Annotated in this window: 9 protein-coding genes; 4 read left to right on the top strand and 5 right to left on the bottom strand. The window is 64.3% G+C overall.

Annotated elements, in window-relative coordinates:
* The first annotated feature begins 162 nt into the window (after positions 1 to 162).
* From D1820_RS18385 to D1820_RS18375, 3 genes are all read left to right on the top strand, one after another.
* Positions 163 to 2,361, top strand: coding sequence for a YjbH domain-containing protein (locus tag D1820_RS18385; protein ID WP_118070626.1), 2,199 nt, complete (start codon positions 163 to 165; stop codon positions 2,359 to 2,361).
* Entirely contained in the window at positions 2,358 to 3,086 is a 729-nt protein-coding gene (locus D1820_RS18380; protein ID WP_118070624.1) for a YjbF family lipoprotein, read from the top strand. The genes D1820_RS18385 and D1820_RS18380 overlap by 4 nt, the downstream gene beginning before the upstream one ends.
* Positions 3,087 to 3,266: 180 nt before the next feature.
* Positions 3,267 to 3,476 (top strand): hypothetical protein, encoded by a 210-nt coding sequence (locus tag D1820_RS18375; protein ID WP_096873599.1) that lies wholly within the window; start codon positions 3,267 to 3,269, stop codon positions 3,474 to 3,476.
* A gap of 140 nt (positions 3,477 to 3,616) precedes the next feature.
* On the opposite strand, the gene D1820_RS18370 is transcribed toward D1820_RS18375, so the two are convergent.
* The 5 genes from D1820_RS18370 to D1820_RS18350 form a co-directional block, all read right to left on the bottom strand.
* Positions 3,617 to 4,372 (bottom strand): amino acid ABC transporter ATP-binding protein, encoded by a 756-nt coding sequence (locus D1820_RS18370; RefSeq protein WP_118070622.1) that lies wholly within the window; start codon positions 4,370 to 4,372, stop codon positions 3,617 to 3,619.
* Positions 4,369 to 5,043, bottom strand: coding sequence for an amino acid ABC transporter permease (locus D1820_RS18365; protein WP_040179226.1), 675 nt, complete (start codon positions 5,041 to 5,043; stop codon positions 4,369 to 4,371). Before D1820_RS18365 ends, D1820_RS18370 begins: the two co-directional genes overlap by 4 nt.
* 8 nt (positions 5,044 to 5,051) lie before the next feature.
* A complete protein-coding gene (locus tag D1820_RS18360) occupies positions 5,052 to 5,828 on the bottom strand; it encodes an amino acid ABC transporter substrate-binding protein (protein ID WP_118070620.1) in 777 nt (258 codons plus the stop codon).
* Between the two features lie 245 nt (positions 5,829 to 6,073).
* The gene (locus D1820_RS18355; protein WP_118070618.1) at positions 6,074 to 10,468 is read right to left on the bottom strand and encodes a non-ribosomal peptide synthetase; all 4,395 of its coding nucleotides are present in this window, start codon (positions 10,466 to 10,468) and stop codon (positions 6,074 to 6,076) included.
* Between the two features lie 401 nt (positions 10,469 to 10,869).
* Positions 10,870 to 12,879, bottom strand: coding sequence for a polysaccharide pyruvyl transferase family protein (locus D1820_RS18350; RefSeq protein WP_118070616.1), 2,010 nt, complete (start codon positions 12,877 to 12,879; stop codon positions 10,870 to 10,872).
* A 299-nt stretch (positions 12,880 to 13,178) separates the two neighbouring features.
* Between D1820_RS18350 and D1820_RS18345 the strand changes: the two genes are divergently transcribed.
* Positions 13,179 to 14,423 (top strand): glycosyltransferase family 4 protein, encoded by a 1,245-nt coding sequence (locus D1820_RS18345; RefSeq protein WP_118070614.1) that lies wholly within the window; start codon positions 13,179 to 13,181, stop codon positions 14,421 to 14,423.
* Positions 14,424 to 14,451 lie beyond the last annotated feature (28 nt).

The raw sequence follows: 14,451 nt of genomic DNA, 5'->3' as shown, positions 1-14,451 counted from the left end.
GGGTTTTGTGGTCTAACCGGACCAACACCAGCCGCAGGGGCGGGGCGGCCGATCCGCCCTTCATTGCTCCGGCATTTCGACCAGACCACAAGCCAGACAACAAGGCAGTCCGAACCCGTGATCCCCAGTCTTCGATCTCTTCATGTGGCGCGGCTTTTGCCAATGGCCCATATGCCGGCCGCCCGTATCCTGGCAACCTCTGTGGTCATGGCCTCGGTGGCACTCTCCGCACAGGCGCAAGACGCGCTCACCACGCCCAAACCGGAGGCGCCGCGCTTCAAACCGCTGCCCGCCCCCAGCCTCAATTTCTACGGCTCTCCCGGTCTGGTGGATATGCCAAGTGCGGAGATGCTGCCGGACGGGCAGTTTACCTCGACCTATTCCTGGTTTGGCGGTCAGGCGCGCTACAATCTGACCTTTCAGGCCACCCCCTGGCTCAGCGCGTCCTTCCGCTACAATGGCATCCAGACCAATGGCGCCCAGATTGCCGGGTTCAGCACCTATTACGACCGCGGCTTTGACGTGCGGCTGCGGCTCCTGCGCGAGGGGCGCTATCGCCCGGCCGTAACCCTGGGTCTGCAGGATTTTGCCGGCACCGGGATTTATGCCGGCGAATATATCGTCGCGACCAAGAATTTTGACACCCCCGCGCTCAGCCATCGCGGCGGCGCAGGCCGGCTGAAGCTGACCGCAGGTCTGGGCTGGGGACGCCTGGGCTCCAACGGCTCCATCGGCAGTATCTCCGGCACCCGTCCGGGGTTTGTTGCTGGCACCACCGGGGGCGAATTGTCCTATGATCAGTGGTTCCGCGGCGAGATGGCGCCGTTTGCGGGCATCGAATGGCAGCCCAATGACCGCTGGGGGTTCAAGGCGGAATATTCCTCGGATGCCTATGTGCTGGAAACTGGCGCCCCAAATGTGTTTGAGCGCAAATCCTCCTTCAACTTTGGCGCCGAATATCAGGCCAGACCGGGGCTGCGGTTGGGGGCCTATTATCTTTATGGCTCGGAACTGGGCGTCACCGCACAGATCCAGCTCAATCCCAAACACCCCACCCAGCCCATGCGGGTCAACGCGCCGGTGCCGGTGGCGCCGCGCAGCAGCTGGGCCACCGACGAGCGCCACTGGAGTCGCGACTGGGCCACAAGCACGCGCGCCAAGACAACCCTGCGGGATGCGCTGGCCGAGGCGTTGCAGCAGGACGGGCTGATCCTGGAGGCGCTGAGCCTGCCTGAAAATGGCACCGAGGCTGAACTGCGCTATCGCAATCCGCGCTACCGCGCCCAGACTCTGGCCATTGGCCGCAGTGCGCGCGCCATGGCGCGGCTGCTGCCGCCCTCGGTGGAGACGCTGAAAATCGTACCGATGCGCGGCGGGCTGGCGCTGTCGCAGGTGGTGATCCGGCGCAGCGATCTGGAGGCGCTGGAACATAACCCCGACGCCACCGAAGCGCTCTGGGCGGTGACCGGCCTGCAGGCCGCCGAACCGCTGGCTGAAGACGCGCTGATCTCAGGCGATCTCTACCCGGCGTTTTCCACCTCGCTCAGCCCCTATACCGCGCCCTCTTATTTTGATCCTGAGCTGCCGTTCCGGCTGGATGTGGGTGTGGATCTGAAGGCCTCTTATGCACCGGCCCCCGGCTGGCGCATCGCGGGCACCATCCGTCAGCGCGTCTGGGGCAATGTGAAGGATGGGCGCGCCTCCAATTCGGTGCTTCCCCGAGTGCGAACCGATCAAAATGAATATGCCCAGTTCAGCACCACGCTGGAAAATCTCTATGTCACGCGGCAATGGCAGATCGGGCGCGATCTCTATGCCCGCAGCACCGTCGGCCTGTTTGAAAGCATGTTTGGCGGGGTCTCGGGCGAGGTGCTGTGGAAACCGGTCTCCAGCCGTCTGGCGCTGGGGGTCGAGGGCAATTACGTGGTGCAGCGCGATTATGATCAGCGGCTGTCGTTTCGCGATTACAAAACCTTCACCGGTCATGCCTCGGCCTATTACCAGATGGACAAAGGCTATCATCTGCAGGTGGATGCCGGGCGTTATCTGGCCGGTGATTATGGCGCCACCTTTGCGCTGGACCGTGAATTTGCCAATGGCTGGCGGGTCGGCGGGTTCTTTACCCTCACCGATGTCTCCTCGGAGGATTTTGGCGAAGGCTCCTTTGACAAGGGCTTCCGCTTCCGCATTCCGCTGGACTGGCTGCTGGGCAAACCCAGCCGCAATACATTCGGCCTGGTGGTGCGCCCGACCCAGCGCGACGGCGGCCAGCGGGTGCATGTCCCCGGTCGGCTTTATGGACAAATCCGCGAGGCCCATCGCGCACAGCTGACCCGACAGCGGGCAAGGATCTGGGAATGATGACGCCTGTGACCACACGCCTCGCCGGGCTGCTGCCAATCCTGGGTCTGCTGGTGCTGACCGCCTGCAGCCGCGGGCCGGATCAGGCGCCCCTGCAGGTGGAACTGCTGCGCAGCCTGTCTGATAAAGTCAGCGCCCGCCTGTCCGGCGGCAAAGATGCAGATCAGGCGGCCCGCCCGCCGCTGACCCGCGCTGGTCTGGATGAAATCAAGGACCCCTATATCGAGGTCACCATCGAGAAAAACGATGTCTTTGCCTATCTGTCGCGCCAGCAGCTGCGCCGCGATGACAGCCCCGGCACCGTGGCGGTCTGGCGCACCGAGGACAATATCAGCCTGACCCTGCGCAATGGGGTGCTGGTGGCGACCCGCAACCTTGGCAATGATATCCTGTCCAGCTCAGCGCTGGTCGAAGGGGACACAGGTGGCCCTGTGCGCAGTGGCGCACGGCGCTATCATATCCGCGGGTTGGACAATGGCGCCTGGCAGCTGGATATGCTCTGCAGCCGCCGCGATCTGGGCGTCGATCCCATCGTGATCGTTGAATTGCGCTACCCCACCCGCCACATTGAGGAACGCTGCCATCCCAGCCAGCCGGGACGCGGCGGGGAGATCGTCAATGACTACTGGGTAGATTCGCGCAGCGGCCGGGTCTGGCAATCGCGCCAATGGGCTGGGCCAAATGTGGGCTATCTGCGCATCCGCCAGCTGACCACCGGCGGCTGACTCCAGTTCTGACGCGTTAAAAACAGGCGGTTTGGGGCCATATCCGCCCAAATGAGCGATATCTCGGCAACGGCAGAAAAAAATTTCCAGCCGCCGGGATATTGCTGCTAAAAGCTGCGTTGAATTCACGAGGTAACTCACCTACTCTCGGCTCAACGGTCTCCAAAGGAGTTTTGGATTATGAACAAGTTCTTCGCAGCATTCGCTCTGGCCACCCTGGCCGCAACCACCACCGCCTCCGCTCAGGATGAAGGCACCCCGACCCTGCTCGGCGGGACCGGCCTTGAGCAGGGCACTCTGATCGCCGGCGGCGTTGCCGGTGCGGTCATTCTGGGTGTGATCCTGAACGACGACGACGAAACCAGCACCAGCACCACCACAACCAACTGATCATTTGTGATCAGACCGGTGGGGCGGGATCGCAGATCCTGCGCTGACAGCGTCTTATGAATGACCATCCTTGGATGGAAAAAAGCGGGCCATTGGCCCGCTTTTTGCATTTGGATATTCGGGGTACAGAAGAGGACCCGTCACCCCACCCGGCGCAGGAAGGCCCGCGTGCGGGGATCCTGCGGCGCATCAAAGATCTGCGCCGGCGGGCCCTGTTCCACAATCCGCCCGCCTTCCATGAACACCACCCGATCGGCAATTTCGCGGGCAAACTGCATCTCATGGGTGACGATCAGCATGGTCTGGCGCTCTTCGGCGACCTTGCGCATCAGCGCCAGCACTTCGCCCACCCATTCGGGATCCAGCGCCGAGGTCGGCTCGTCAAAGAGCATCAACTCGGCCCCCAGCGCCATCGCCCGGCCAATGCCGACGCGCTGTTGTTGCCCGCCGGACAGGCTGGCGGGATAGGCATCGGCCTTATCCGCCAGACCGGTCTCTGCCAGAATGTCCAGCGCGCGGGCACGGGCGGCGTCGCGGGGCTGTTTCTGCACGGTGACCAGCGCCTCCATGATGTTTTCCGCTGCCGTCTTATTGGCAAACAGCGCATAGTTCTGAAACACAAAGGCGGTGCGCCGGCGCAGGGCCAGGATCTCCGCCTTGCTGGCGCGGGCAGCCTCCACCTCCAGATCGCCGATGCGGATTTGCCCACCGTCCGGTGCATCGAGAAAATTCAGACAGCGCAGCAGCGTCGATTTACCAGTGCCCGAAGGGCCGATAATGACAATGCGTTCGCCGGGCTTAATGGTCAGGTCGATGCCATCCAGCACCACGCTGTCGCCAAAGGTCTTGCGCAGGCCGGTGATGGAAATGGCAGTGTCAGCTTGTGCGTCGTTCATCGTGCATAGGCCTTGTTCAGATGTGTCTCCAGCAGCCGCTGCACCAGCGACAGCGCCTCCACCAGGATCCAGTAGATCACCGCCACCACCAGGAAGGCCTCAAAATAAAGGAAACTGCCGGCCGCCTCTTTCTGGGTGGCACCCATCATTTCCGTGACCCCAAGGGTAAACGCCAGCGAGGTGCCCTTGATCATATCAATGAAATAATTGACCAGCGTCGGCGCCGCGATCCGGGCCGCCTGCGGCAGCACGATGCGGCGCATCATCTGGCCACGGGTCATGCCGATCGACTGCGCCGCCTCCCATTGGCTGCGATCCACCCCCAGAATGGCGGCGCGGATGCTTTCGGCCATATAGGCGGCAAAATGCAGGGTCAGCCCCATGATTGCAGCACTGACCCCATTGATCTGGGTCAGCACCGACAGCACCTGCGGCAGCCCGTAGTAGAACAGGAACAGCTGCACCAGCAGCGGCGTGCCGCGAAAGAAGCTGATGAACAGCACCACCAGCTGATCCAGCACCGGGATCCGCAGCACCCGCTCCACCGCCAGAAGCGACGCCAGCACCAAGGCCAGGGCCATCGCCACCACCGCCATGAACAGCGTCAGCGGCACATAGCTCAGCAGCACCGGCACCAGGCCCAGCATATAGGCGATGTCCAACCCCTGCATTTACCGGCTCACTTCTCGGCCGGGGCGGAAACCGCCGTAATATCGGTGCCGAACCATTTTTGCGAGATGTCCGCCAGCTCGCCGCTCTCGCGCAGCGTGCTCAGCGCCGCATCCACCCGGTCGCGCAGCGCCAGGCTGTCCGCGTCCTGACGGAACGGCAGCGCATTGCGGATCTCGGAGAACGGCGCGCCCGCCAGCGCCAGCGGCAGCGGGCTTTCCTGGATCAGCTGGGCCGAGGACACCCGGTCCATCACAAAGGCATCGACCCGCCCCAGAGCCGTATCCTGGGCGATATTGGCCTCATAGGTTTTGATCTCGATCTTGTCGGCCTGCGGCAGCTCCCGCAGCAGTTGCTCGAAATTGGAGCCGAGGTTCACCGCCACGGTTTTGCCCGCCAGATCATCCGGGCCTGCGATACTGTCCTCATTGCCGCGTTTCACCACCACCTGCGCGCCGTCGATGACATAGGCCTGGGTAAAGGCGAATTTGGCGCTGCGCTCCGGCGTGATGGTGATCTGGTTGGCGATGGTGTCGATGCGGTCGGATTCCAGCGCGCCAATCAGGCCGGAAAACGACATGGTGACAAATTCCACCTCCAGGCCGGTTTCCGCGGCCACGGCGTTCATCACATCCACCTCAAACCCCTGCAGCACGTCCTGACGCACAAAGGTGAAGGGAAAATAGCCACCCGACATGCCCACACGCAGCGTGTCAGAGGCAAAAGCGGACGATGCGGCAGTCAGGCTCGCAGCGGCGGCCGCGGCCCAGGCAAATGTTTTCATCATGTCAGAGATTCCTTTTCTTTTCCGCCCCGACCTAATCCCCCTGACGTCGGGGACCAAGATGTCGCGGCACTGACCATGGCAAATAAGCCCGCCTGTTCGCAGGCAGGCCACGGGCGGGGGATCGGTTCACATGACAGACGCCGTAAAGCGGGAGTTTGTTCCCCCCGCGGGCGTGTTTTTGCGGATTTGTTCTGATCAGGGCAGAGAAACGTCCAGGATCCACGGTGGATCCGCTGCCGCCTTGGTCAGGCCTGTCCTTTGATCCCTGTTTCATGCGGATCCGGGCGCTGCATGATGCGGGCCATATGCCGGGCCATATCCTGCACATTCGGCTCCTGCAGGATCGACAGATGGGAGCCCGGCACCTCGATCAGCTCAAACCCTGCCGCCGCCACCGGCGCCCAGCCCAACCCCTGACGCAGCCCCTCGGGGCTGTCAAAGAGATCATCGCCGGCCCGGAACACGGTCAGCGGTGTGGCCAGCGGGTCCGGCGTGTAGCGCTCCACCGATTGCTGGTTGGCCGCGATCAGCGCCTCGATCGACAGCGCGCCACCGCCGCCGGTCCATTCCAGCCGCCGCCGTTCAAAGGAATTGCGCAAGGTCTCAATCCGGTGGCGGGCCACATGGCCCAGATAGGCCGGTCCCATGCGCCGGAGCAGCCCCAGATGGGCGCCCAGTCTGGCCCGCCCCTGCACCCGGCTGCGCCCGGCCGGGCCTTCGGCATCAAACAGCGCCACCAATCCCAAGTCGCGCCCCGCCGCCAGCAGCTGACGGGCCAGTTCAAAGGCAAAATAACTGCCCAGGGACACTGCCGCCAGATGCACAACGCCGCTGGGGTAATGGGTCTGGATTTCCTCCAGATACAGTTTTGCGGTGGCGCGCACCCCGGTGGGGGTGCGGCTGTCCAACAGGCCGATGCTCAGCCCATAGACCGGCTGGTCCGGGCCAAGCGCAGCAGCCAGCGGGCGATAGAACTCCTCGTTGCGCCCCAGCACATGAACGCCAAACAACGGCGCGCGCGTGCCACCGTCCTGAATGATCACCAGATGATCGGGCAGGGTGTGGCCCTCCGGTGTTTCCGGGCTGTCACCGCCCCCATCTCCCGGGCTCAGCGCGTCCGCCAGCGCCCGCGGGCTGGGGGTCAGATGCAGCGCCGCCAGGCTCAACCGCTGGCCCAGTTCCGCCTCGATCCGGCCAATCAGCCGCATCGCCAGCAGGGAATGGCCACCGCGATCATAGAAACTGTCATCCACGCCCAGATCGGGCTGGCCCAGCAGATCCGCCATCATCGCCATCAGCTGCTGCGCCAGTGGCGAGGGCGGGGCGCTGGTGTCAATCGCCGCGCCGCCGTTGCGGCGCAGGCGCAGGCCGCTTGAGGCCTGTGTCGGCGCGGGCAGGGCGGCCATGTCGATCTTGCCCCCGGCGGTGCGGGGAAACGCCGCCACCGGCACCAGCGCCGGGCGCATATGGGCAGGCAGATCGCGCTGCACCACCTGTTGCAGCGCCGCCAGATCCGGGCGGGTATCGCCAGCCCTTTCTTCGGTGCCAGCTTCTCCGGCCTCCCGAAGGCCCCGCACCCAACAGCAGAGCTGCGCCGCAGGGCTGTCCTTGCCATGCACCGCCACCAGCGCCTGCAGCTGCGGATAGGCGCGCTCCAGCACCTGCTCCACATGGCGCAGATCAATGCGAAAGCCGCGCAGTTTCACCTGCCGGTCCTGCCGCCCGAGAAAGGCCAGCGTGCCATCCCCGCGCCAGGCCGCGCGATCACCGGTGCGATAGATCCGGGCGGCGGGGCAGCTGGCGTGGTGCCCGCCGCCCGTATTCTGCGGCGCAAAGGGGTCGGGTCGAAACGCCTTTGCGGTGTCCTCCGGGCGGTCGATATAGCCATCGCTCACCGCCGGGCCGCCAATCCACAGATCCCCCGCCACCCCCGCCGGGGCGAGACTGCCGTCCGCCGCCAGCACATAGGCGCGGGCATGGGCGGTGGGGCAGCCGATGGGGACATCTTCATGCGCCTTCACAGGGCGCCCCTGATCCAGACCCGGATCATGCAGCGTACAGGTGATGGTGGTTTCCGTCGGCCCATAGCCATTGAGCCAGCGCACCCCCGGCACCAGCTGCTGCCAGCGCGCCAAGGACTGCGGGTTGACCTGCTCGCCGCCGACGATCACCAGCCGCACCGAAGGTGGCAGGCTGCGGCCACTGTCGGCCATCACATCACAGAGCACATGCCAGAAGGCGGTCGGCAGATTGAGCACCGTCAGCTCCAGCGCCGCCACCCGGTCCAGAAACAGCCCCGGTGCCCCGATCATATCCGGCGCACGCAGCACCACGCAGGCCCCGGCCAGAAGGCTCGGTAGCACCTCTTCAATGGCCACATCAAAGGACAGGCTGGCAAATTGCAGCATCCGGTCATTGCTCTGCAACTCAAAGGCGGCGGTGATGGCGCTGGCATGGGCCAGCAACGCCCGCATTGGCACCCGCACCCCCTTGGGCTTGCCAGTGGACCCGGAGGTATAGATCACATAGGCCAGCCGCCCCGGATCCGGGGCCGGCCGCAGCGGCCTGTCCGGCTGTTCCGATAGCTCAGATCCCGCATCAGGGGCCACCCAGACCAACCCCTCCGGGGTTAGGGCGGCATCGTGCCTATGTGCAGATTGCCCTTTATGAGAGCCAATATCAGGCCCTGATACCGTGCCATAGTCCGGCCCGCCAATGCCCAGCCTGGTGCCGCTGTCCTCCAGCATATGGGCAATCACCGCGGCCGGGTAGGTCGGGTCCACCGGCAGGAAGGCCGCGCCGACCTTCAGCACCGCCAGCATGGCAATGATGAACTCCGGGCTGCGCGGCAGGCAGATGGCAATGATATCCCCGGCCATGGCTCCCTGCGCCTGCAAGGCCACCGCCAGATGATCCGCCCGGGCATGTAGATCGGCATGGCTCAGAACCGCGCCCTCGGGGGCCATCTGCAGCGCCGGGGCCTCCGGCATCCGCGCTGCCGTGGCCTCCAGCCGGGTTGCCATGCAGGGCGGGGCGGCCGCCATCTCCCGCGCCAGAACCTGCGCCAGCGCCGGATCCGGGCGGCCCTGTTGCAACAGCTGGGTCGCCTCGGCCTCCGGCAACATCTCCAGATCGCGCAGCGCCATATCCCCAGGGGCCGTGGCCAGGCTCTGCAGCAGCTGACACAGATGATCCAGCATGTGTTCCACCTGGCTGGCCGGCAAAACTTCGGGGTCATATTCCAGCATCAAAAGCGGCTGCTCATCACCATAGACCGCCAGCGTCAGCGGCATCGCCCCCTCTTCGCGCAGCTCAACGCGGCGCTGCTGCCAGGGGTTATCCGGGTCACCTCCCCCCAGACTGCGCATCCGCGCATTCAGGCTGTCGCGTTCAAACATCACCATGGTGTCAAACAGCGGCACGCTGCCCGGCAGCCCGCACCAGCGGCGCATATCCGCCAGCGAGGCCTGTTCATGCGGGCGCAGCGCCACCGCATCGCGCCGCAGCGCCGACAGCAGCCCGTCCACAGTTGTGGCCCCGGACAGATGCAGATGCAGGGGCACCGTATTGATCAGACAGCCCACCGTGCGCCCGCAGCCCTCCAAAAGATAGCGCCCCGACCGGGTGACCCCGAAAACAGCGCTTTCCCGGCCGCTCCAGCGCGCCACCAGCAGCCCCCAGGCGGCATGGATCATATTGGCCAGGGTGGCTGGTCCTGCGTCATTCTCTGTCGCAACCCCACCGGCCCGCTGCACCAGCGCGCGGCGCAGCTCGGCCGGCAGCTGCCGCCGCAGGATCTGCTTGCGCCCATGGTCCGCCGCATCCGGCGGTGTCCCAGCGGGTCGATCATCCGGCCCGGTCAGCCGGGCAATCTGGTTCGGGGTTTCAAACCCGTCCAGATGCGCCCGGAAAAACGCCTGGCTGGCCGGCTGGTCGGACACCTGCGCCACGGTGGGGCTAAAGGCCTCAAAGCCGGTCACAGGCGCTGTCGCAGCGGGCAGCTCGCCCCCGATCAGCGCCGCAAAGACATCTTCCAGCACCACCGCCATACTGCGGCCATCGACCAGCACATGGTGAATGGTCCAGACCATCACCGACCGGTTCGCCCCCAGCCGCGCCAGCATCACCCGCCAGGACACCGCCTGTTCCAGCGCGCAGCCCCGATTGCGATCCTCGCTGAGAAACTGCTCCAGCCGCGCCGCCTGATCCTCCGCCTCCAGCCCCTGCCAGTACTGTGTCTCCACCCTGACCTGATCAGCGACCTCCTCCATGTCCGCGACCTGCAAGACCGGCAGCGGGCGGCCCTGCCACAGCACCGCACTGCGCAGCACCGGATGACGCGCGCAGACCTGCTGCCAGGCCCCCCGCATCGCCCCCGGATCTGGCGCCTCTGCGTCCAGATGCACCACGATCTGTTCAAGATTGACCCAAGGTCTGCCCGCGGCGGCGCTTTCATACAGCAGCCCCTGCTGCATCGGGGTCAGCGCGATTTCCTGACCGCTGCTGTGACCATGGTTGCGCTCTCCGGATCCTTCGGCGGGGGGGACGGAGCCAGGTCCAAAGGAGGCCTTTGTCGCCACCCGAACGTCGGGTTGGGCCGACGATTGGACCTGTGGCTGGGCCTGCGAAAGATCACTCATGATGCCCCCTACCTGACACCGGGTTTGGGCCAACCCGGGCCATACCTCTTCATGCTGTGCCGCCCCCGGATCACCGGGGTATCACGTCACTCTTAATATCCACTTTTTAGCGGTCCCCTCAGGCCAGGATCACCCCCATGATCCCAACCGCAGACCCAAGGATACCAGACCCGGGGACGGGCAAGCAACAAAACACCACCGGATTGCACTCACATCTCTGCCCGCCGCCTCATACCTGCAGCCATGCGGCCCGCGCCTGTGAATGGCTCAAACCTCTTAATCTATCTTATGTTAAATAAAGGGATATAGGCCTGATATCTGCAGGCGACAGATGCACAATAAAGGGCCGCTCGTGAAAGCGGCCCTTTGGTGTTCACAGTTCCGGTCGGGCGTGGTGCGGATCACTCCGCCGGGGCTTTGTGCGGCACCAATGCGCCCAGCACCTCGTTCAGCGCCGCCGCGTCGCCGCCGCGCAGGCAGGTCAGCGCGGTCCGTGGCAGACGGCGTTTGGCGCGCAGCAACGGGGTCACCGGGCGCTTGCTGTCATGGGACAGCTCAGCGCTGATCAGCCGCGCCCCGAAGGCATCCTGCAACCGCGTCACATGGGCGAGATCCAGCGGATGGTCGCCATGGATGGCATAGATCCGCGCCGCCGTATCACAGCCTGCGCAGGCATCGCGATAAGCGCCGCTCCAGTCCAGCTTGCGCGCGGCCGGGAACCGGGTCTCGCCGGGGATCAGATCTGCGGCCAGCGTGGTGATCGGCTGCAGCGCCACCACGTTTTCCGCGCCGATCAGATCGGCAAAGGCCATGGCACCAAAGGCCCCCATGCCGGAGCCCAGCACATGCACCTTATCAAACCCGGCCATCCAGACGCGGGTGTCGGGTGCCTGGAAATACTGCTCCAGATCCAGCGGACGGTACCAGTTCTGCTGATGCGGCAAGACCGACAGCACCGCATAGCCGGATTTGATCAGGAAACGCTCACCAAAACCCGGACGCAGGGGATCCTTGCGGTCCAGCGCCTGGCCTGCCCCTTCAAAGGTGACCACCAGCTCCCGCGCGCCCTCCGGGTGCAGCCGCCGCATGGCATAAGACGGGGTCAGCGTGGTGGTGGGCCACAGCCCCTCCGGCAGCACCTCATCCGGGTCCTGCGGGCTGCGGATCGCGCCCAGATGGCTGCGGCTGTCCACTGCGGGCACCGGCTGGGGCTCCTCCGGCACGATGGTGTCGACCTCCAGGCCGTGTTCGGCCAGGGCTGCCACATATTCTGCGTGGCGCTGGCGATAGGTCGTCTTCATCTTGTCCAGCATTTCGGGCGACAGATATTCATCCAGCACCGCCTTCAGCCCCTTGCGCATGAATTTCTGCGTGTTCAGCGCCGGCAGGCCGAAATGTTCGGTCAGCTCCGCCACCCGGTTGTCATGTTTGAGGAAAATCGCCGGCTGGCCCGCCTGCAACGCCGCCACGCCGCCATGGAAACGGTCGCCGATATAGACATCATGCAGCATCGCCGCCTGCCGCCAGGCGCCGGCCTCAGAGAAGTAGTAATAGCGGTTGAAATCGACCTTATGACCGCATTTGCGGCTCAGCCAGCGATTGAGCTCTTCCGGCTGGGCAATATTGTTGCCCTCATTATAACCAAACCGGTCCTTGATGAATTTGCCATAGGCAAAGATCTCATCCTGGAACACATAAGAGGCCTCGATCTTGTCGAACGCCTTGGCCAGTTCGGTGCCGCGTTCAACGATGGCCCCCTCCCGCATGGAGAAATGGCCAGCGGTCATAACATTGGCCTGACGCCCCTTGGCCTGGGCCGCGGCGCCGTCAATGGCCATGATCGACTGCGGATAGACATAGAGACTGGGACAGCCCAGCACGGTGGTGTTCTCCAGCCCGTTCTGCGCCAGCCACTCTGCCGTCTGGGTGCCACGCACCCCGAACAGATTGGCCCGCTCATTGAGCAGCGCCAGAAGATCGCGGTTGCCCGGCATCAGATCCTCAAATGCATGGCTGCCCTGCATCCCGGCGCCCAGCACCACAAAAGGCACCCGCCCATCCAACGCCTCAAGCGCGGAAAACAACCGGATACCATCGTGGTTGGGGCGGATGAAATTGGCCAGCGATACCACGATCATGTCGAAATGCGCGGCCATGACTTCGGCATAACCGTCGCCGAGGTTTTTCTGCAGATTGGCGATATTGCCCACCGCAGACCCCTCGGGATCCTTGCGCAGGCTGCGGGCCGGGGCTTCGGCATGAATGATATTGCCGCGATTCCCGGTCAGCTTATGCGCCGGTTTCAGGCCAAACAACGTGTCCGTCACGGTTGGTGGCACGCCCAGGATACTGGACAGCGCCGGATCCGGACGATGGGCCGAAAGCACGGGAGCGTGGAAAAGGATTCTCATATATCACCAGATGTTACTCACCATGGGCCCCTGTAAAAACCGGGGTCATGGCCTGTTGGGAAAGGGGGTCGGCAACCACGCCAAGGCGCCTCCGGCAGCCGCAGCCCCCGGGATTGCTGCGTTGCGCGCATGTTAGCGCCGTGACCTCTGGGAACAAGCCCGGAAAGCCGCGCGCAGACCTCGGGTGGTGAAACCCTGCCCATGGTTTCGCCCTGACGCTCCCCCTGCCCCGCGATCTGTGCCTGTTCCCACCTGTCGAAAGGGTTGCGCCCGCAGCGCTCTCGCGGCATGGATAGATCATGAAATTTCTCTTTGTGCACCAGAACATGCCCGGCCAGTACCGGGAGATGATCCAGTGGCTGGCCGATCAGGGCGAGCATGAGATCGTGTTTTTGACCCAGCGGAACGATGTGAAGCTGCCCGGCGTCTCCACCGCGACCTACAAAAGCCACCACCAGCCCGCCGCCGATGCCTATGGGCTGTCCAAGGATTGGGAGGCCGCGGCCGGCAATGGCATTGGCGCCGCCCTCGCCGCGCGCCAACTGGAGGCCAGAGACGGCTTCAAACCCGATATCATCATCGGTCATACCGGCTGGGGGGAGCTGACCTTCATGAAAGAGGTCTGGCCGGATGTGCCGATTATTGGCTTCTTTGAATATTTCTACCGCACCAGTGGCGGGCTGGTTGGCTTTGATCCGGAAAATCCCCCCGGCGAACACGCCGGGTTTTTCGCCCATGCCCGCAACACCGTGCCCTTTGCCAATATCGATGTGGTCGATCTGGGCCACAGCCCGACCTATTGGCAGCGCGACCGCTTCCCCAAAAGCTTTCACGACAAGATCTATGTCAGCCATGACGGCATCCGCACCGACCGGCTGCAGCCGGATGCCAAGGCCAGCATCGGTCTCGGCCGTCTGCCCAAGCCGCTCAGTCGCGACGATGAGGTGATCACCTATATCGCCCGCAATATGGAACGCGCCCGTGGTTTTCACGTGATGATGCGCGCCCTACCCAAGATCCTATCGGAACGCCCCAATGCGCGGATCCTGATGATCGGCGGCAATGAGACCTCATATGGGCGCGAAAGTACCCATCCCGCAGGGCTGCGCGGCGAGATGGAGGATGAGCTGGGCGACAGCGTCGACTGGAGCCGGGTGCATTTCCTCGGCCGGGTGCCTTACGGCGATCTGTGCAAGATCATCCGCATCAGCCGCTGTCATATCTATTTGACCATGCCCTTTGTGCTCAGCTGGTCGTTGCTGGAATCCATGTCGATGCAGGCCACTGTGGTGGCGGCTGATGTGGAACCGGTGCGCGAGGCGGTGACCCATAATGAAACCGGCATGCTGGTGGATTTCTTTGATCCCGGCGCGCTGGCCGATCAGGTGGTGGATGTGCTGGCCAATCCCGGCGCCTATGCCCATCTGGGCCCCAATGCTCGCGCCCATGTGGTGGAAACCTATGATTTCCTGACCCGCTGCATGCCCGAGCACGCCCGCCAGATCAACGCGCTCCTGCCTGCCAGCAAACAGCTGAAGATCTGACCCCTCACAGCGGGACTGGCAAGACCGA

Source organism: Phaeobacter sp. LSS9 (assembly GCF_003443595.1).
GTDB classification, from domain to species: Bacteria; Pseudomonadota; Alphaproteobacteria; order Rhodobacterales; family Rhodobacteraceae; genus Phaeobacter; species Phaeobacter piscinae.
Note: the sequence above shows the minus strand (reverse complement) of the source record. Positions and strands in the feature narration are given on the sequence as shown.